Below are 18,479 nucleotides of genomic sequence, written 5' to 3' on the forward strand. Positions count from 1 at the left end.
GGCGCTCAGCGGAAGATGCCGAAGTGGCCGAGCGCCCACCAGAGCAGGACGAAGATGAGGAGGGTGCTGAAGCACCCGCCGCCGAGCTTCTTCGCGCCGTAGCCCGCCGCGATCCCACGCAGAATCTTGCTCATCGAATGACCTCCGGCCCCGTGTCGGGGTGCTCGGTGAGCAAAGCAACGTAGGTGCCACCTTGAGGGGGCGGATTCTCGGGCTGGAGGGCGAGGACCTCGCTCGCTCGGCGTTGGGGGGACGACAGCGCCCGCGTCACAGTGGGGCGTTTCGCTACGCTGGAGGCTCGGGGCCGCCGGCGCTACGCTGAGGCCAGGCAGCCGGGGCGACGGCGGCCCTATCGACCGAGCTTGGCGATGACGAGGTGCTGGTGGCCGTCGTCTCCGACGCCGGGGAGCGGCCCCGCTCCCCAATCAGCGCCTGGTGTTCTCGTCCAGCCAGTAACGAGCGTCTCGCTGTCCGGCGAGACGGCGACGTCGTATGCGACGGCGTCCTTTCCCAGGAGGCGGTTCCAAACGAGCTCCGCGTCGGGGCTGAGCTTGGCGACGAAGCCGGAGCGTTCCTCCAGCGCGAGCGGGCCGTTGCCGAAGTCGATCTGCTTGCTCGCGTTTCCGACGACGACGACGTTGTCGAAGGGATCCAGCGCGACGCCGCTGGCCGTCTGATCATTCGTCCCGCCAAGCGTGCGCACCCATCCCGCTGCGCCGTTTGCCTCGAGCTGCACCACGAAGACGTCCATGTTGACCGACGTCATCGTGTGTGAACCTATCTGCAGTTCGCCGCGGTGATCTCCGGCCAACACAGGCCTTCCCGAGGAATCTACGGCAATACCTATCACGTCGACGCTTGCCGGGCTCGGCCCGATCGCGCGCATCGTCCTGATCCAGTCCGGTACCCCGGCCGGCGTCAGCTTCACGACGAAGCTGCCTCGATCGAGCGTGAACCTATCGAGCTCGGCGGCTCCAAGCGTCGAACCGGCCATGAAGATATTGTTCGAACGATCGGTCGCAATGGCCGCAGCGTATACTGACGCCCCTGATCTGCCGAGGCGGCGGGCCCAACAGCCCGGCGCGGTCGCGAGGCCTGTGGCACCGTCGAGCTTCGCCACGAAGATGTCCGAGTCACCGTCGGGCTCGATGGGCCCGCCGCCGAAGTCGATCGGGCCGCTGAAACTTCCCGCCACGATCACATCATCGTTGGCATCGATCGCGATGGCGCTGATCCCGCCGCTCTCCAGGCCCTTTCTCCAGGCGAGCTTGCCCGATGCATCGAGCTTCACGATGAATCGCCCCGCCGGAAGCGGCCCATCGCCGAAGTCGATGCTGCTATCGCTGGTACCGCTCAGGATCGGGTTGCCCTTGATGTCGACGGTGAGAGTCCATGGCTCGTCCGGGTAAAAATCACCAAACTTCTTGGACCACAGGGGCTCTCCAGTAGGGCTCAGCTTGAGGAGCAGTATATCGGTGGTGCTGGCAGACGAGAGTGTATCGTCGCCGATCGTGATGGTGCCCAAGAACGCGCCGCTGACGAACACGTTGCCGTCGGCATCACCCGCGATGGCCATGAGGTGGACGTCTCCCGTCTGTTTGTACGCCGTCGTCCACACGACGCACTCCAGGCCGTCACAGTTCTCATCGTCCGCCGCGTCGCAGCGCTCCACCGCCGGCAGGATCTCTCCCTCGCATACGCCCCAGGTCCCGTCGACGTTGCAGGTGCGCCTCCCTTCCCGGCACATCCCCTCGTTCCTGGTGACCTGCGGGCCACCGTAGCACGCTTCCGACGTGGAAGACGTGCATGGGGTGGGCTCACCTTCACCTCCCGCACCCCCAACCCCGCCGGCGTCCCCAGCTCCGCCAGCGCCCGTGCCGCCCGGCGACTGATCGGCAAACTCGTCGAGGCCGAGCAGTGCCGCGCACCCACCGGCGCACAAGGGCAGTGCGACGACACAATTAAAGACGTACGATCGTGTTCGCATGGGATGTTCTGCGCACTCGCCATCTACCGACCGCGGGAGCGGCCACGCGGGCGCCAGAGCGGAGGCTATCACAGCGACAGAGCCGCCGGCGCCCCGTCACCGGATCGAGCGCCACGGGGCGCGGCGCGCGCTCTCTCGCTAGCCTCGGACGCCTCGCGTCGGGGCGCCGTAGCCGAGGACCGAGAGCCCGATCCGCGATGAGAGCCGGCGAATCGCCGCGCGAGGGAGGAAGCGGGAGAGCTGGGCCGTCGCCTTGCTCAGCGCGGTCGGGACGGCGACCACGTCGCCCCGATCCGCTGCCGCGATGCCGTAGGCCGCGCAGTCCTCGGCGGTGAGCTCGAACGGCATCTTCTTGCGCGGCACGCCGGGCGCGCCAGCGTCGAAGATCTCGGTGGTCACCGGCCCCGGGCACAGGGCGGTCACCATGACGCCGGTCCCGTCGAGCTCGACGGCCAGGCTTTCGGACAGCGAGAGCACGAACGCCTTGGTGGCTCCGTACACCGCATGTCCCGGGGTCGGCTGGAACGCGGCGAGCGACGCGACGTTGAGCACGCGCCCTCCGCCGCGAGCCACCAGGTCGGGGACGACCGCCGCGCAGAGCGCGACGACGCTCTCGCAGTTGAGCCGCACCAGCATCGCCTGCGCCGCGGGATCGCCGTCCAGAAAGGGCCCGAACCGCGTCGTTCCCGCGTTGTTGACGAGCCAGGCCGCGCCGCCCAGCTCGCGCGCCCGATCCCGCACGCGGAGGGCAGCGCCCTCGCTGGTGATATCGAGCTCCAGAGGGTGGATGGGCGCGTGCCCAGCGGCGCTCGCCCTTGCGGAGAGCTCCTCCAGACGGTGCGCCCGCCTGCCGATGGCGAGCACCGGCTGCCCGCGCGCCGCGAGCTGCCGCGCGATCTCCGCGCCGATGCCGGACGAGGCGCCTGTGACGATACCGAGGCCCGAGGTCGTGGTCATGGAGCGAGCCTTTTATGCTGCTTCGTCCAGGATCGCGAGCGGGCCGTGCCCCTGATCTGCGGGGGCCCCTGTCAGCCATCTTTCCGCGCGATCTTGCCGCAACGCAGCAAGATCGCGCGAGGGCCTCGGGCGCGTCATCGGCTCTGGGGAGCCGAAGGTCGCGCGCAGGTGTCGACCTCGTGCCGTTCCCGTCACCCGACCATCCGCTCCAGGCGTGTGCGGCCGATCGCCCGTGCAGTTTGCCAGCCGTCCCGCGCGCATGACAGCATCGGACCATGGGGCGGTAGGGGTGGTAGAGGACCGTCGCCTACATGCGGAGCGGGCTTTCGCAGCCTTCCTCTTGCAGATCACGGCGCGGAGCGGCTAGCCTGGAGCTCGTACTTCCGGAGCTCGGGTGCTGAGGACCCGCGAGCGATGCAAAGGACCCGCGAGCGAGCCATGCGCATTCGACGAGCTGCTCTAGTCGCCACGGCCCTGCTCGGGCTGCTGCCGGCGCCGGCGCGCGCACAATCGCAGCCATTCGGCCCGGTCACCCTCTATGAGCCCACCATCGACACGCTGCCGGAGGTCGAGGGGACCGGCCTCTGCGCCGCATCGGCCCTGTCCGAGAACGTGGATATCGATTTCTATGTGCCCCTCGCCACCGACAACCCTGGCGAGCGTCTGGCTTATAACGACAAGGTCAATGCGTTCATCGAGCGCACGCGTGGCCAGGGCGCGGAGGCAGAGTATCACGAATACGTCGTTCGGACCGTCCTGGATCTCAGCAACAACAACAGCGACCTTGATGATGACCAAGACCCGATCGAAGAAGGCCCGCTGAGCTACGGCGACTTCACCGGACTGATGTCGCCGACGTGCCAGGAGGGCGGGTGCGACTTCCCCTGGAACAGCCACGGCACCAGCCAGCCGTTCGGCTCCAGGCTCCGCGGGTTCTTGCTCGTCCCCGAGGAGATCGTGGGTCGACCCGTTCATATCGGTTTCTATGCCGACGATGCGATAAGCCTCACCTTCTGGGACAAGCTCAACGGCGTGAAGCCCGTCATGGTCCGTCCGGCGCGGCTCGGCCTTCCGACATGGCGCCTCACGAACACCGTCATCTTCGAGATGCCAGGCCTGTACCCGCTCGAGATCCTCTACGTCGAAATCGCCGAGCACGCGGCGCTCGAGATGTCCTACTTCGTGGGCGAGTTCGAGGACTTCGAGCTCGGCGCGCGGGTAGAGGGCAGCGCGAGCCTCAAGGCGGCTAGCTATTCCCTCTTCCAACCCGCGCAGTTCTTCCAGACGCTGAGCGGGTCGCCGTCGTTCCCCGATCTCGACCAGTGCCAGCAGTGCAATCGCCAGTTCGCCGGCCAGGCCGGGACCAACGGCTGTCCTGGAAGCTACTATTGCAATGAGGCGGCCCTGTGCGCTCCGTGTGACACCGCACAATTCTGCGGCGAATCCTGCTCGGCCTGCACGGGCGACACGCTGTTCTGCATCAACCTGGAGGGCAGGTCTCAATGCGCCGAGTGCCGCACCAGCGCCGACTGCCGTGACGGCTTCAGCTGCGACCCCGAGACGCACGAGTGCGAGGAGGAGAACGAGTGCGAGATCGACCCGGACTGCCCGCGCGGCAAGATCTGCGTCGAAAACACGTGCGTCGTATGCGACACGGCCGACCGCTGCGCCGGCAACTCGTGCAACTGCTGTCCCAACGGCATCAACGGCACGCAGATGGACTGCGCGGCCGTCGAGCCGGGGGGGATCGAGATGTGCGTCGAGTGCCTCACCGACGAGCAGTGCCCCGACGGCAAGGTGTGCCACGTGCCCACGGGCCACTGCATGGACAGGCCGCTCCCGACGAACGCGCTGCCCAACTGCTGCGGTGAGGGCTGCGTCGACTGCATGCACCCCGAGGACCCGAGCGACCCGCAGTCGCCCCCGGTGCCGTTCTGCCTCCCCGGGCCCGTCGGGACGGCGTGCGCCGCGTGCCGCAACGACATGGATTGCGCCGAGGGGCAGTACTGCCTGAGCGGTGAGTGCAAGGAGTGCGTCAAGGATAGGCGCTGCGGGCCGCGCTGCGACAGCTGCGGCGGCGACACGCCGTTCTGCCTCGGCCAGTTCTCCGAGCTCGCGGCGTGCGTGCGCTGCACGTCGGACGAGCAGTGCGCCGGCACGACCTGCAACCGCGAGACCCACGAGTGCGACCCGCCGGGGTGCATGGCGACCTGCGGCGAGGACACCCCGTACTGCGACGGCGAGAAGTGCGTCGAGTGCTACGCCGACACGCAGTGTCCGTGCGGCAACACGTGCGACCTCGCGACGAACACCTGCGACATCTCCTGCAAGACGAACCTCGACTGCCTCGGCAACGAGCACTGCCGCTGGACCGACGAGGCGGACGCCAAGGAGTGCGCGCTCGGCCCGATGCCCGACAACGTCGCGTGCGGCGGCACCCTCGCCGAGATCTGCAGCGTCTCGGTCGTCGGCCAGAAGGGCGCCGATCCGCGGGCCGCCGGGCTCGTCGCCCTCGCGGCGCTGGCCCTGATCGAGCGAAAGCGCCGCCGGCGCAGCGGAGGTGCCTCGTGAGAACGCGTCCACTCCTCGCCCCGCTCCTCGCGCTGTCCGCGCTCCTCGCCGGGCGCCCCGCGCTCGCCGAGGAGGGGCGCTTCGATGCCCAGGTCTTCCGCCCGGCAGCGGCGCCGCGCGATCTCGTGATGGTCCAGAAGTCCGAGGTCATCGGCAACCTCTCGCCGACCGTCGGCCTCTACAGCGACATCGCGGCCGACCCGCTCGTGCTGCTCGTCGCGGGCGACGACACGAGGCAGGCCGTCGACGCCATCTCCGGGCGGCTCGAGCTCGCCTTGCTCGCGGGCATCGGCTTCTTCGACGTGTTCGACGTCACGATGGCCATGCCGCTCGTCCTCTTCCAGGAGGGCGGCAACCTCCGCCGCTTTGGCACCGAGGGGTCGGTCAAGAGCTCCTCCGTCGGCGATCTCCGCCTGTCCACGAAGATCTCGCTCCCGTACCTGAACCGGAAGGAGCAGGTCAAGGAGGGGTTCGGGATGGCCATCTCGGGCAACCTCAACTTCCCCACGGGCGACCAGAACGCGTTCACCAGCGACGGGGCGCTGAGCGGCGGCGCGACGCTCATCGGCGACTACCGGTTCAACTTCGGGCTGCTCCTCGCCGCGAACGCTGGTATCTGGCTGCGGCCCGACAACCAGTTCGCGGGCGTGCGCGTCGGCGACATGGCGCAGTTCGGCGTGGCGGCCGAGCAGTACGTCGTTCAGAGCTGGGGCCTGTCGGTCATCGGCGAGGTGTACGGCTATCCCTCGCTCACGAGCTACCCCGACGACCCGGGGCAGATCCCCGCGGAGGCGCTCCTCGGGCTGCGCTGGCAGACCAAGCACGGCATCACGATCACCTTCGGCGGGAGCTTCGGCGCGGCGTGCGGCTTCGGCTCGCCCTCGATCCGCTTCTTCAACGTCATCACGTGGCAGCCGAAGACCTCCCAGGAGCAGGAGGAGATCAACCGCCTGCAGCAGCGCGACAACGACGATCCGGATCGCGACGGCCTCATCGGCGCCGCGGACCGCTGCCCCGACGTGCCCGGGAGCCCCGAGAACTTCGGCTGTCCGGACCTCGACACCGACGGCGACGGCATCTTCGATCGCGACGACAAGTGCCCCGACAAGCCCGCCGGTCCGCACGGGAAGGACGGCTGTCCGCTCGCCTTCATCCGGGGCGACGAGATCGTGATCACCGAGCAGGTCCACTTCGCGACCGACAAGGACATCATCCTCGAGGACTCGAACTCGACGCTCGAAGCGGTCGCGCAGGTGCTGATCGACAACCCCGACATCCGCGAGGTGCGGATCGAGGGCCACACCGACGTGCGCGCGACCGACCTGTACAACATGGCGCTGTCCCAGCGCCGCGTGGCGAGCGTCATGGCGTACCTGATCGCGAAGGGCGTCGATGCCGCGCGGCTCCAGGCGGTCGGCTACGGGCACACGCAGCCGATCTACGACGACACCGGCTGCCAGGGGCACGACGACCAGCTGTCGCCCGATTGCCAGTTCATGACGTCGAAGAACCGGCGCGTCGTCTTCCGCATCCTGCGCTACGGCGCCGCGGGGGCGAAGCCGCTCACCGGCGCGCCCGAGGGGGGCGAGCAGCTCCTGCCGTCCGGCGGCGTGCTGCCGCAGAAGACCCAGGGCACGCTGCCCAGCCAGGGCACGCTGCCGGGGCAGGGGGTCCTCAAGTCGAACGTGCTGCCGAGCGGCGGATCCTCTCTCCCGCCTGCGGGCGGGGCGCCCGGCGGCGCGGCACCCCTGCCGAACCGCCGCAACGCGGGCGGTCTCCCGAGCAACACGGGCGTGCTGCCGCGATCCGGTACCCCCGCGCCCGCGCCGCCGGCGCCGTCCTCGTCGAGCCAGCCGCCTGCTCCCGGAGGCGGGGGGACTCGCTAGGAGGGCGTCGATCCTCGGGCCTACGGAGATGGATGGAAGAGGCGCGATGGCGGTCGAGCGCGCGTTGCGAGAAGAGCAGGCGTAACTCGAGACTGTCGAGCTCCGAGCGCCTCAGGGGAGGAGAGGTCAAACGGACGTCAGCGTCCCAGCGGCAGGAGCCGCGCGACGCTGACGTCTTCTGTTGCGCTTACTTCTTCGGCGCGGGCTTCACGGGCGCCGATGTCGTGGCGGGCTTGGCCGACGACGACGGGGGGAGCGGCGACGGCGGGGCAGAGGAAGCCGGCTTGGCCGACGACAGCGGGGTGGGCGACGCGGGCTTCGCCCCCGGCTTGCCTGGCTTGGCCGAGGTCGCAGGAGCGGGCGAGTCCTCGTACGGCTCGTCGGCTGCAGCCGGAGGAGCAGCAGGCTGGTCCGCCGGCGGCGCCTCCGGCTCGGCAGGCGCCGCCGAGTCGGCGGGCGGCGTCGCCGGGTGCAACGTCAACGGCTTCGCCTCTCCCTCGGTGCGGCGGACCCAGATCACCGCCGTGCCGCTCGCGACGCTGGCATAGCGGCCGTCCTCGGTGCGGATCTCCTCGTTGACCGCCTCGATGACGGCGTCGCCGCCGACGCCGCACGCGGCCTTGCGGAGCGACTCGAGGCGCTCCGCCTCCGTGCGAGCCGTCGGATCGCTCGCGATCGGCTGAAGGCGATGGTACTCGCGATCGGGCAGCTGGCCCGCCGGAATGACGTGCATGTCGCTGCAGAACTCGCCGGAAGGCGTGCGTTTGTCTCGGAACTGAGTGCTGCAACCGGCGATCAGCGCGGCACCCAGGGCCGCCGAGAGGAGGAGGCGCTGCATGCTGCCTTCTTACCAGCGATGCGACGCGCGATGCAAACCCCGTGCATCATGGACGCAGCCGACGTGCACCAGGGACGCCAGCCGACCCGGCGGCACGCCGCCTCTCGCAGGTTGCTTGCGGGTGGATCGGCTCCTTATGCCGTGCCCGTCACCGGGCCGCCACACCCGCTGCCACCACCCCATCCACCGTCCCATCCAGTGTTCCGATCTCGTGAACGCCTGGATATGCTTCGCGGCCGATGCGCCCGATCGAGCGATCCGCTCCTCTCGGCTTCCTCACCTTCCTCGGCGCGGCGCTCGCCGCCGCGTGCAGCGCGCCTCAGGCGGCGCCGCACGCCCCTTCGCACAGCGCCGCCCCTGCCGAGGAGAGCGCCTCGAGCGCCGCAGCGTGCCTCGCGGCCGCCAGCGCACCGCGGCAGGCTCGCCCCGACGAGCCGCCGCGGATCGGCGTGAAGCACATCCTCGTCCGCTATGCCGGCGCCGATCGCGCCGAGGGCACGACGCGCACACGCGAGGAGGCGTGCCTGCGCGCGATGGAGGCGCGCGACAAGATCCGCGGCGGTGCCGACTTCGGCGAGGCGGTGGCGCAGTACAGCGAGGAGGCCGGCGCGGCGTCGCGCGGCGGCTCGCTCGGCACCGTGGAGCGCGCCGACGTCCTGCCGCCCTTCGCCGATGCGGCGTTCGAGCTCGATATCCAGCAGCTCAGCGACGTCGTGGAGACCCGCTATGGCTTCCACGTGATCTTCAGGACGGAATAGCCCTCCTGCCGAGAGCGAGCCTCCCGCCGGAGACCTCTCTGCCTGCCCGCGCGCGGCCTCTCCTCGCAGGCCACATCACGGCGCCTCGCGGGCCGCGCGCGCAAGGGTTGCGTTCTCGGCGGAGGCGCAGCATGAAGCACCCATGCGCGCTCACAAGCTCCTCGCCGCCTTCGCCGTGATGATCGCCTCGCCAGCGCTGCTGATCGCGGCGTGCAAATCCAGCGACGAGCCGGAGGAGGTCGCCCCGGCGCCAGGCGCCGTCACGGCGCCGACCGCGACGGCGCCGCCGCCCGCGGCGACCGGGACGGTGCCGGCGGCGACGCCGACCCCGGCCGCGCCTCCAGCGACCACGACCGCCGCCCCGACCCCAGCCGCCCCGGCGACCCCGAAGCCGGACGCGGGCGCGCCGGCGGACGCCGGCGCGCCGAAGGACGGCGGCACAGCCACCACGGCCGACGCGGGGGCGCTCTCGACCAAGCTCGCGGCGTGCGCCGCGAAGTGCCAGACGATCCTCCAGACCTGCCTGACGCCGAAGTTCCCCGCGGACGGCGGCCTGCCCGCGCTCGCCGATCCGGCGGCGTGCCAGGGCTCGTTCGACTCCTGCCGCACCGCCTGCGCGCCGTAGCTCCCGCCCCCCTCGGCGAGGCCGGCTCCAGCGCCACCGAGCCTACTTCTTCTGGGCGCCGGTCGGCAGCGTGATCCGGAAGAGCGCGCCGCCGGCCGCGCCGGTCGTCACCGTGATGTCGCCGCTCATCGCCTCGACGAGGTGCTTCGCGATGGACAGGCCGAGCCCGGTGCCGCCCGACGCGCGAGAGCGGCCCGGATCCACCCGGTAGAACCGATCGAAGACGCGGGCCTGGTGCGCCGCAGGGATGCCCGGACCGTCGTCCTCGACCTCCAGGACGACGCGCCCGTTCGCGGCCCGCGCGCGCACCACCACGTGCGAGCCGTTCGGCGTGTGATGGATCGCGTTGTCGACGAGGTTGGTCAAGATCTGGTCCAGCGCGCGCGGATCCGCCGCGACGAGCGTGCCCGGCGCCACGTCGATCTTCACGTCGGTGTCCCTCTCCATGGCGCGCCCGCGCAGGAGCGCCACCGCCGCCTCGGCCTGCACCGAGAGGTCGAGCGTGCCCGGCGAGAGCGGCCGCTCGCCGCCCTCGATGCGCGACAGATCGAGCAGATCGTCCACGAGCCGGTGCAGCCGGGTCGCGTTCCGCTCGATCACCTCGACGAAATCGCGCGCCGCCTCCGGGTCGTCGAGCGCGCCGCCGAGCAGCGTCTCGCTGCTCGCGCGGATCGACGCGACCGGCGTGCGCAGCTCGTGCGACGCGTTGGCGATGAAGTTGCGCTGCAGGCCCTCGATGCGCCGCAGCTCGGTCACGTCGAAGAAGACGGCGACGACCCCCGCCGCCCCGCGGCTCTGCGCCGGCAGCGCGAGCGGCGCGGCGTTCACGAGCAGGATCCTGCGCCCCGGAGGCCCGGCCACGCCTGGCGCCGCGGGCGAGATCTCGATCTCGCGCGTCGCCGCCGCGCGCGCGAGCGCGACCTCCTCGAGCAGCTCGTGCAGGCTCGACGAGCGCAGCACCTCGAGCGGCGGGCGGCCGACCGGGTCCCTGCGGATGCCGAGCAGCTGCGAGAGCGCCGGGTTGACCAGCGTGATGTCGCCCTTCTCGTCCGTGACGAGCACGCCCTCGCGCATCGACTCGAGCACCGCGCCGAAGCGCTCTCCCTCGCCCCCGAGCTCGCGCCGCGACACCTCCAGGCTCTCGGCGAGGTCGTCCAGCGCGCCGCCCAGCGTGGCGATCTCGTCGTGCCCCTGCATGCGCGCGCGCCGGCCCAGGTCGGCCCGCATCTCCCGCGCGACGCCCGTCAGGTAGACGAGCCGCCCGGAGAGGGCGCGCGCCCCGGCGAGCGCCGCGGCGACGGCGAGCGCGAGGGCCAGGAGGGTGCCCTCCACCACGCGCGTGCGGGCGGCGGACAGGCTGCGGTCGATCGCGACCGGCTCGAACGCGACCCGCACCACCCACGGCCCGTCCGGGCGATCGAGCCGCTGCGCGGCGTAGAGCATCCGCATCCGCGTCGTCTTGCTCACGCGCTCGCTGCGCCCCGTGCCCTGGTGCCGCGCGTCGGCGACCTCGTCGCGCGTCGCGTGCGTGTCGAGCTGGCCGAGCCCCTCCGGCGCGACCGACGAGTCGCCCCGCACCGCGCCCTGCGGATCGATGAACGTGACGCGCGCTCCTGCGACCTTCGACAGCGCCGTCGCGAGGGCGGGCGCCTCGGCCGCGAGGTCTCCTGATCTCGCGGCGACCTCGGTGACGAGCGCCGTCCGCGTCGCCAGGTCGTCCTCCGTGTGCGCCGAGAGCTCTGTCCCGAGCGTCTTCAGGACATAGCCGTCGAACACCAGGGCCGCGAGGATCGCGATCCCCACCGCGAACGCGATGAGCTTGCTTCGTATACCCATGTCACCAGCGTGCCCGGCTCACGCCGCGCGCGACGTGGGCGAAGATCCTCATGTTACCTGGTTTTGTCCGTTCCATGACGACTCGTTGACGTGATGCGGGGAGACGGGTAAACGCCCGGCCCCATGGGATTGACCCGTGACGCAGTCTTCTTCGACGCGCTGGCCAACCATGCGCGGCAGAGCGTCGCAGCGAGCGAGCTCCTCCTGGAGATGCTCGACCGGCTCGACGAAGCCCCGGCCCTGGTGCAGCGGATCTCCGACCTCGAGGACGAGGCCGACAAGATCACCCACGAGTGCCTGGCCGCCCTCCACCAGACGTGGATCACGCCGCTCGATCGCGAGGAGATCCACGCGCTCATCACCCGCCTCGACGACGTGCTCGACTGCATCGAAGCGGCGAGCGTGAGGATCGTGCTCTTCGAGATCAGCAGCATCCTGCCGGACGCGCGGCTGCTCGCGCAGGATGTCGTCGACGCGTGCACCGTCATGAGCTCCGCCATCCAGTCGCTCAGGGACCTGAAGAAACAGCCGCACCTCCTCGAGCTCTGCGTCGAGATCAACAAGATCGAGAACGCGGCGGACGCGCACTACCGCAACGGGTTGGCGGCGCTCTTCAAGAAGGGGAACGACCCGCTCCTCGTGATGAAGTGGCGCGATATCTATGACCTCCTGGAGCACGCGACCGACCGCTGCGAGGACGTCGCGAACATCATCGAGGGCATCGTGCTCGAGCACGCATGACGACCTACATCCTCGCCATCCTCATCATCGCGCTGGCGTTTGATTACATCAACGGCTTTCACGACGCCGCGAACTCGATCGCCACGGTCGTCTCGACGCGCGTCCTGTCGCCGCGCACCGCGGTGCTCTGGGCAGCCGCCTTCAACTTCATCGCGTTCGCGCTGTTCGAGCCCACGGTGGCGCGGAACATCGCGAAGGGCGTCGAGCCGGGGTTCATCACGCCGAACGTCATCCTGGGCGGCCTGCTCGGCGCGATCATCTGGAACCTGCTCACGTGGTGGTGGGGGCTGCCGTCGTCGTCGTCGCACGCGCTCATGGGCGCGTTCGCCGGGGCCGCGGTGAAGAGCGCGGGGCGGCTGTCGGTGCTCGACGCGACGGTCTTCGGCAAGACGGCGGCGTTCATCCTTGTGTCGCCCTTGCTCGGCGCGGTCATCGGGTTCTCGCTCATGCACGCCATCCGGCGGCTCGCGCGGGGCTGGACGCCCGGGAAGGTGAGCTCCCGGTTCCGGCGGCTGCAGCTGCTCTCCGCCGCCGCCTACTCGCTCGGGCACGGCGGCAACGACGCCCAGAAGACGATGGGCATCATCACGGCCCTCCTCATCTCCGCGGGCCTCCAGGAGGGCGGCAAGGACCCGAAGCCGATGCTCTGGGTCGTGCTCGTCTGCCACGCGGCGATGGGCCTCGGCACGCTCTCCGGCGGCTGGCGCATCGTGAAGACCATGGGGATGAAGATCACGAAGCTGAAGCCGGTGGGCGGCTTCGCGGCCGAGACGGCCGGCGCGGCGACGCTGTTCAGCGCCACGGCGCTCGGCATCCCCGTGAGCACGACCCACACGATCACGGGCGCGATCGTCGGCGTCGGCGCCACGAGCGGGCGCCTCTCCGCGGTCCGCTGGGGCGTCGCCGGGCGCATCGTCTGGGCCTGGATCTTCACGATCCCCGCCTCGGCCGCCCTCGCCGCGGTCGCCTACACCATCGCGAGCGTCATCAGCGGCCAGCCCTGACGGCGCAGGCGAACGCGGCGTGACGCCATGCAGGCGAGCAAGCGCCTCGCTCGCGCGCCAGGCGGCGGCGCTCGCGCGCCAGGCGGCGGCGCTCGCGCGCCAGGCGGCGGCGCTCGCGCGGCCCGCCCTGGGACTTACGAAGCGCGCCGCCGATCTCCATAGCGCGACCATGCGGGCGCTCGTGACGGGGGCGACGGTGGCGCCGGGAGGGGCGGTCGCGCGGGCCTTGCTCGCCCGCGGGCACCGCGTGCGGGCGTTCTCCGCCAGGCCTGGCGATCCGACCGCGGCGCGGCTCATCGAGCTCGGCGTCGAGGTCGTCCAGGGTAGCGCCGACGAGCCCCGCTCGATCGCGCGCGCGGCGGCCGGCGTCGACGCGGTCTTCGCCATGGGCTCGCCGATCGAGGGCGGGCCCGCGGCCGTCGAGGCGGAGCTGCGGCTCGGCCTCGCCGCCGCCGAGGGCGCGAGCGCCGCGGGCGGCGCGCACCTCGTCTACACCTCGGTCGCGAGCGCCGACCGGGGCACGGGCGTCCCCCATTTCGAGAGCAAGGCGACCGTCGAGCGGCACATCACCGCGCTCGGCGTCCCTTGCACGATCCTCGCCCCGGTGTGCCTGATGGAGAACCTGCTCACGCCCGCGGCGCTCCTCGGCCTCCGGCGCGGCGTGTACGCCGCCCCGCTCCCGGCGGGCTGCCCGCTACAGCAGATCGCGGCCGACGACGTGGGGCGCTTCGCGGCGCTCGTGCTCGAGCGCCGGCGCGACTTCCTCGGGCACCGGATCGAGCTCGCGTCCGACGAGCTCACCGGCGCCGAGGCCGTCTCGGCGCTGTCCCGCGTGGCCGGCCGCGAGATCCGCTACGCCGAGGTGCCGCTCGCCGAGGTGCGCGCGCGCAGCGAGGACCTCGCGGCCATGTTCCGCTGGCTCACGCGCGGCGGTCACGGCGTGGACCTCGGGGCGCTCCACGCCGCCTACCCGGAGGTCGGGTGGCGGCGCTTCGAGGACTGGGCGCGCGAGCACCTCGCGGGCACGCTGACCCGAGCGGTCGCGTGAGCCTGCGAGGGCGCCGCGTCGATCCGGCGCGTGGTCCACCCGGCCCGCGCGCGGAGCTCATCCGACGTGCTACGGAGCGCGGCTCGGTCGGGCCGCCCCGAGGCTGATGAAGTGGTCGAGGATCCAGGTCTTGAAGCGGCTCAGGTCGAGCCGGTCGAGCAGCGGCAGGAACGCCCGCTCCACGCCGTCCTCGCGGCGCACGGAGGCGAAGTCGAGCACGCCGACGTCGTTCGCGGCGAGCACGTACGGCATCACCTCGGTGCGCCCCTCGTCGAAGGCCGCGAGCAGCAGCGACCCCTTGAGGAAGGCGGCCGAGACGTCGAGGAAGGCGGGGCGGATCCCGCGGATGTACCGGCTGAACGGCTCCGCGATCACGCGCTTGTCCGGCGAGTCGCGGAGCCCCGCGCCCTCGAGCTGCATCTTCAGGTAGTCGCTCGCCGACATGCCGGGGTGCTCCTTGCGGCGGCGCTCGGCCTCGTAGCCCTCGGCGACGATCACGAGCGCGTAGTCGGCGCGCTTGAGGCCGTCGGCGAGCTCGCTCAGCACGTCCTGCGGGAAGCGGAAGAAGGGGAGCACGATGAGGTGCGCCCGGGCAGCCACCGCGCAGTGCAGCGCGTGCCGCCCGCTGCGATTGCCCATCATCTCGAGGATGTAGATGCGCTTGTGTGTATAAGCGTCCTCGTAGAGCCCGCGCGCGATGGTCGCGCCCGTCTCCACGCCGGACAGGAAGCCGATCGCGCGATCGCCCTCCAGATCGTTGTCGATGGAGACGTTCACGAAGCCGGCCTGCGGGCGCACCTCGAACTCGTCGAGCCACGCCTTGATGCCCTCGAACGTGCCGTTGCCGCCGACGCAGATGAGGTGCGTGAACCCCTGCGCCTTGAAGGTCGCGGCGGCCTGCTTGCGCTTCTCGCGATCGAGGAAGCCGGAGTAGCGCTCGCTGCGGAAATCGCTGCCCGCGTCGAGCACACGCCGCCCCATCGAGCGCGCAGGGATGCCCTGCGCGAGCAGATCGTAGCGCTGGCGGCGGCTCATGATGAGGCGCTCGAACTGGGGCTGGGCGCGCGCGTCCGCGGTCAGGGAGCGGAAGCCCTCGGTCGCGGCCCACACCTCGTAGCCTCGCCGCGCCGCCTCCTCGGTCAGCGCGACGGCGACCGAGGAGTAGCCAGGGGCGTTGCCGCCGTCGAAGACGAGCAGCAGGCGCTTGTCCGATGCCGGGAGGGTGTCGGGACGTCCGAACTCGACGATGCTGGTCATGGCGCCGGCCTTCTACCACGCGACGACGAGGTTGGCTGAGCGATTGTCACACGTTCGCACTCGTTGTTTGACGACGCCCGGCGTTGGACGACAGCGCCGCGCGGCGTCGAGCGAGCGCGCCGCGCCGCGTGGCGCTCCGCGCGGCGTCGAGCGAGCGCGTGGCGTCGAGGGCGCGCCGTTCACCCCGTGTTGCGCATGCCGGCGGCGATGCCGTTCAGCGTGAGCAGGAGCGAGCGATCGCGCCCCGAGTCGCCGCCGCGGCTCGCCCGCAGGAGCTCGACTTGCAGGAATGAAAGGGGGTCGACGTAAGGATTGCGCAGCGAGATGGACCGCTGGAGCGTCGGGTTGCCCTCGAGCAGCCGCCGGTTGCCCGTGAGCCGCTTGAGCCACGACCGCGTCCGCTTGTATTCCGCGATGATCCGCGGCGCGACCGCCTTGCGCGCGGCGGCCGGCGCGAGCTCCGCGTAGCCCGCGAAGATCGTCATGTCGGCCTTCGCGAGCACCATCTCGACGTTGTCGATGACCGCCCGGAAGAACGGCCACGACGCCATCATCTCCTTCAGCAGCTCCGCGCCCTCGGGGCGCTGGCCCATCGCCTCCAGGCCGCTGCCGACGCCGTACCACCCCGGGAGGATGGCCCGGTTCTGCGTCCACGCGAAGACCCACGGGATCGCGCGCAGCGACTCCAGGCCGCCCGCGCGCCGCTTGCTCGGGCGTGAGCCGAGCGGCAGGCGCGCGATCTCGTCGATCGGGGTCACGGCCGTGAAGAACTCCACGAACTTGGGCTCCTCCCAGACGAGCGCGCGGTAGGCGCGCCGGCCCGTCTCGGCGAGCTCGTCGAACGCAGCGGCGTAGCGCAGCTCGGACGCGGTGGGCGGCCGCGGCTGCGCGCCCAGCGTGTGCAGGAGCACCCCGCTCAGCATGATCTCCAGCGTGCGCATCGCGAGCTCGGGGCGCGCGTACTTGTGGTCGAGCGCCTCTCCCTGCTCGGTCGCCTTGTAGCGGCCGCCGACGCTGCCGGCCGGCAGGGCGAGCAGCGCCTGGTGCGCCGGTCCGCCGCCGCGCGCCACCGACTCGCCGCGGCCGTGGAAGACGCGGAGCGGCAGCTCCGCCTCCGCGGCGATCTTCGGCAGCGTCTCCTGCACGCGCCGGAGCGCCGCGCTCGCCGCGAGCAGGCCGACCTCCTTGCCGGAGTCGCTGTAGCCGATCATCACCTCCTGCACGCCGCGGGCGAGGACGTGCGGCCGGTACTCCGGGTGCGCGAGCAGCGCGCGCAGGATCCTCGCGCTGTCGTTCAGCGCGCCGAGCGACTCGAACAGCGGGACGACGTCGATCCGCGCGCACGAGCGCGCCTCGTCCCACAGCCCTGCGGCCTTCGCGCTCGCGAGCGCGGCGAGCACGTCGTGCTCGCTCTGGGTCATCGACAGGATGAGCGTGCGGCAGGACGACTCTCCGCCGTCGCGCTGCGCCGCGGCGATGCGCTGGAGCGCCTCGAACACGCGGCGCCCCTCGGGCGTCATCTGCGCCGGCTCGACGCGGCCCTCCGCGAGGCTCTGCGCCGCGGCGCGCGCGTCCTCGGCCGGCGCGCGCATCTCGAGCTCCGCGAGCGCGAAGCCGAGCGCGCGCACCTGCGAGAGCAGCGCCCGAGCGCGCCGCTCGCCCGAGCTCGCGCAGCGCGCGGCGCGCAGGCTGTCCGCGACGACCGCGAGGTCGCGCTCGAGCTCCGCGGGCTCGCGGTAGGGGACCGCCAGCGTCGGCTCCTCCGGGCGCACGAAGGCGCGCCCCTCGCGCGTGGGGCCCTGCCCGGAGCGCGCGCGCGCCTCGGCGCGGCCGTGCTCCGCGTGCTCGAGCGTGGCGGTGAGGCGCGCCTCGATGAAGTGCAGCTTGCGGCGCCACGGCTCGCCCTCGGTGCGCGGGCCGAAGTGCGCGGCCACCTCGGGCATCGCGGCGGCGTCCTCCTCGATCGAGGCGAGCAGCCAGGGCGGCGGCGTGACGTGCCGGACCGACTGCGACAGCGCGCCGCCGAGGTCGCGCGCCGCCCGGATGAGCCGGCGCAGCCCGCGGGTCCGGTAGGCGAACAGCGCGTCCTCGAGCACGGCGGGCACGACGAACGGGTTGCCATCCATGTCGGCGCCGACCCACGAGTGGATCCGGAGCGGCACGATCTCGGCGTCCAGCGGCTCGCCGTACGCGGCCTCGAACGCGCGCCCGATCGCCGCGGGCAGGTCGGGGAGCAGATCCCAGAGGATCTCCTCAATGTACCAGGCGACGTTCTTCACCTCATCGCCGACGGTGGGGCGATCGCGGCGCACCTCGTCGGTCTGCCAGAGCGCGGTGATCTCCTCGCGGATCTGGGCGAGCTTACTCGCCGACTCGTCGGGCGTCAGCTTGCAGCGATCGCGCTCCTCGAGGTTCCTCGCGATGCGGTAGAGCTTCTCGAGGACGGTGCGCCGCGCCGCCTCGGTCGGGTGCGCGGTGAAGGTGAGCGTGACGTCGAGCGTCCTGAGCGCGGCGCGCACGCGCTCCGCGGGGACGCCGGCCTTCTTGAGCGTGTGCATCGCGGCCTCGAGCGAGCCGCGCTGCGGCCGCGCTCCGGGATCCGTCGCGTACGCGCGCGCGCGGCGGATGCGGTGGTGCTGCTCCGCGAGGTTGACGAGCCGGAAGTAGACGGTGAACGCGCGGATGACGGGCTCGAGGCGATCGTGGGGCAGCTCCGCGAGCAGCTTGCTGAGCTCCGCGGCCGCGTGCGCGCGCCCGTCGCTGGGGCCGCGGCGCCGGCGGATGGCGAGCGTGCGGATGCGCTCTTCGATGGCGAAGAGCTCTTCTCCCTCCTGCTCGATCAACACTTCCCCGAGCAGGCGTCCAAGCAGGCGAACTTCTTTGCGAAGAGGTCGATCGACCTCACGGCGGCGCGGCGGCATGGCGGCCAGCGTAGCGCGATGCGGCGTAAAACGGACCACCGAGTGTGGCC

At 71.5% G+C, this 18,479-nt stretch carries 14 protein-coding genes; 7 read left to right on the top strand and 7 right to left on the bottom strand.

Going from position 1 to position 18,479, the window contains the following annotated elements:
- Positions 1-5: 5 nt before the first annotated feature.
- The 3 genes from WMF39_RS19040 to WMF39_RS19050 form a co-directional block, all read right to left on the bottom strand.
- The gene (locus tag WMF39_RS19040) at positions 6-134 is read right to left on the bottom strand and encodes a hypothetical protein (protein WP_044965146.1); all 129 of its coding nucleotides are present in this window, start codon (positions 132-134) and stop codon (positions 6-8) included.
- Between the two features lie 215 nt (positions 135-349).
- Positions 350-1,747 carry an SBBP repeat-containing protein gene (locus tag WMF39_RS19045; RefSeq protein WP_437746910.1) on the bottom strand — a complete coding sequence of 466 codons (1,398 nt, stop codon included), beginning with the start codon at positions 1,745-1,747 and terminating at the stop codon, positions 350-352.
- A 378-nt stretch (positions 1,748-2,125) separates the two neighbouring features.
- Positions 2,126-2,944 (bottom strand): SDR family NAD(P)-dependent oxidoreductase, encoded by an 819-nt coding sequence (locus WMF39_RS19050; RefSeq protein WP_437746911.1) that lies wholly within the window; start codon positions 2,942-2,944, stop codon positions 2,126-2,128.
- A 438-nt stretch (positions 2,945-3,382) separates the two neighbouring features.
- On the opposite strand from WMF39_RS19050, the gene traA reads away from it, so the two are divergent.
- Together traA and WMF39_RS19060 are read left to right on the top strand one after the other, a co-directional pair.
- Positions 3,383-5,515 carry an outer membrane exchange protein TraA family protein gene (gene traA, locus WMF39_RS19055; RefSeq protein WP_437746912.1) on the top strand — a complete coding sequence of 711 codons (2,133 nt, stop codon included), beginning with the start codon at positions 3,383-3,385 and terminating at the stop codon, positions 5,513-5,515.
- Positions 5,512-7,401 carry an OmpA family protein gene (locus WMF39_RS19060; protein WP_437746913.1) on the top strand — a complete coding sequence of 630 codons (1,890 nt, stop codon included), beginning with the start codon at positions 5,512-5,514 and terminating at the stop codon, positions 7,399-7,401. Before traA ends, WMF39_RS19060 begins: the two co-directional genes overlap by 4 nt.
- Positions 7,402-7,588: 187 nt before the next feature.
- Here WMF39_RS19060 and WMF39_RS19065 read toward each other — a convergent pair whose 3' ends face one another.
- Positions 7,589-8,239, bottom strand: a complete 651-nt coding sequence (locus WMF39_RS19065) for a hypothetical protein (protein WP_437746914.1) — start codon at positions 8,237-8,239, stop codon at positions 7,589-7,591.
- 239 nt (positions 8,240-8,478) lie between these two features.
- On the opposite strand from WMF39_RS19065, the gene WMF39_RS19070 reads away from it, so the two are divergent.
- Both WMF39_RS19070 and WMF39_RS19075 read left to right on the top strand, forming a co-directional pair.
- Entirely contained in the window at positions 8,479-8,997 is a 519-nt protein-coding gene (locus WMF39_RS19070; protein ID WP_437746915.1) for a peptidylprolyl isomerase, read from the top strand.
- Positions 8,998-9,139: 142 nt separating this feature from the next.
- Positions 9,140-9,622, top strand: a complete 483-nt coding sequence (locus WMF39_RS19075) for a hypothetical protein (RefSeq protein ID WP_437746916.1) — start codon at positions 9,140-9,142, stop codon at positions 9,620-9,622.
- 42 nt (positions 9,623-9,664) lie between these two features.
- Here WMF39_RS19075 and WMF39_RS19080 read toward each other — a convergent pair whose 3' ends face one another.
- Positions 9,665-11,458 carry an ATP-binding protein gene (locus tag WMF39_RS19080; RefSeq protein ID WP_437746917.1) on the bottom strand — a complete coding sequence of 598 codons (1,794 nt, stop codon included), beginning with the start codon at positions 11,456-11,458 and terminating at the stop codon, positions 9,665-9,667.
- Positions 11,459-11,581: 123 nt separating this feature from the next.
- On the opposite strand from WMF39_RS19080, the gene WMF39_RS19085 reads away from it, so the two are divergent.
- The 3 genes from WMF39_RS19085 to WMF39_RS19095 all read left to right on the top strand — a co-directional run bounded on the left by WMF39_RS19085 (position 11,582) and on the right by WMF39_RS19095 (position 14,251).
- Entirely contained in the window at positions 11,582-12,199 is a 618-nt protein-coding gene (locus tag WMF39_RS19085) for a DUF47 domain-containing protein (protein WP_437746918.1), read from the top strand.
- On the top strand, positions 12,196-13,203 hold the full coding sequence (locus WMF39_RS19090; RefSeq protein ID WP_437746919.1) for an anion permease: 1,008 nt from the start codon (positions 12,196-12,198) through the stop codon (positions 13,201-13,203). The genes WMF39_RS19085 and WMF39_RS19090 overlap by 4 nt, the downstream gene beginning before the upstream one ends.
- A gap of 169 nt (positions 13,204-13,372) precedes the next feature.
- On the top strand, positions 13,373-14,251 hold the full coding sequence (locus WMF39_RS19095; RefSeq protein ID WP_437748000.1) for an NmrA/HSCARG family protein: 879 nt from the start codon (positions 13,373-13,375) through the stop codon (positions 14,249-14,251).
- Positions 14,252-14,320: 69 nt separating this feature from the next.
- On the opposite strand, the gene WMF39_RS19100 is transcribed toward WMF39_RS19095, so the two are convergent.
- Positions 14,321-15,508 (bottom strand): 6-phosphofructokinase, encoded by a 1,188-nt coding sequence (locus WMF39_RS19100; protein WP_437746920.1) that lies wholly within the window; start codon positions 15,506-15,508, stop codon positions 14,321-14,323.
- A gap of 179 nt (positions 15,509-15,687) precedes the next feature.
- Positions 15,688-18,429: a phosphoenolpyruvate carboxylase gene (locus tag WMF39_RS19105; RefSeq protein WP_437746921.1), complete on the bottom strand. Its 2,742-nt coding sequence runs from the start codon at positions 18,427-18,429 to the stop codon at positions 15,688-15,690.
- Positions 18,430-18,479: the final 50 nt, after the last annotated feature.

Source organism: Sorangium sp. So ce1504 (assembly GCF_051521635.1).
Lineage (GTDB): Bacteria > Myxococcota_A > Polyangia > Polyangiales > Polyangiaceae > Sorangium > Sorangium cellulosum_B.

Bases quoted from the DNA above. Each gene is read 5' to 3' on its own strand.
- WMF39_RS19045 (WP_437746910.1), bottom strand. From the start codon at position 1,747: ATGTGCCGGGAAGGGAGGCGCACCTGCAACGTCGACGGGACCTGGGGC.
- WMF39_RS19075 (WP_437746916.1), top strand. From the start codon at position 9,140: ATGCGCGCTCACAAGCTCCTCGCCGCCTTCGCCGTGATGATCGCCTCG.
- WMF39_RS19105 (WP_437746921.1), bottom strand. From the start codon at position 18,429: ATGCCGCCGCGCCGCCGTGAGGTCGATCGACCTCTTCGCAAAGAAGTT.
- WMF39_RS19070 (WP_437746915.1), top strand. From the start codon at position 8,479: ATGCGCCCGATCGAGCGATCCGCTCCTCTCGGCTTCCTCACCTTCCTC.
- WMF39_RS19095 (WP_437748000.1), top strand. From the start codon at position 13,373: ATGCGGGCGCTCGTGACGGGGGCGACGGTGGCGCCGGGAGGGGCGGTC.
- traA (WP_437746912.1), top strand. From the start codon at position 3,383: ATGCGCATTCGACGAGCTGCTCTAGTCGCCACGGCCCTGCTCGGGCTG.
- WMF39_RS19040 (WP_044965146.1), bottom strand. From the start codon at position 134: ATGAGCAAGATTCTGCGTGGGATCGCGGCGGGCTACGGCGCGAAGAAG.
- WMF39_RS19050 (WP_437746911.1), bottom strand. From the start codon at position 2,944: ATGACCACGACCTCGGGCCTCGGTATCGTCACAGGCGCCTCGTCCGGC.
- WMF39_RS19065 (WP_437746914.1), bottom strand. From the start codon at position 8,239: ATGCAGCGCCTCCTCCTCTCGGCGGCCCTGGGTGCCGCGCTGATCGCC.
- WMF39_RS19100 (WP_437746920.1), bottom strand. From the start codon at position 15,508: ATGACCAGCATCGTCGAGTTCGGACGTCCCGACACCCTCCCGGCATCG.
- WMF39_RS19090 (WP_437746919.1), top strand. From the start codon at position 12,196: ATGACGACCTACATCCTCGCCATCCTCATCATCGCGCTGGCGTTTGAT.
- WMF39_RS19080 (WP_437746917.1), bottom strand. From the start codon at position 11,458: ATGGGTATACGAAGCAAGCTCATCGCGTTCGCGGTGGGGATCGCGATC.
- WMF39_RS19085 (WP_437746918.1), top strand. From the start codon at position 11,582: ATGGGATTGACCCGTGACGCAGTCTTCTTCGACGCGCTGGCCAACCAT.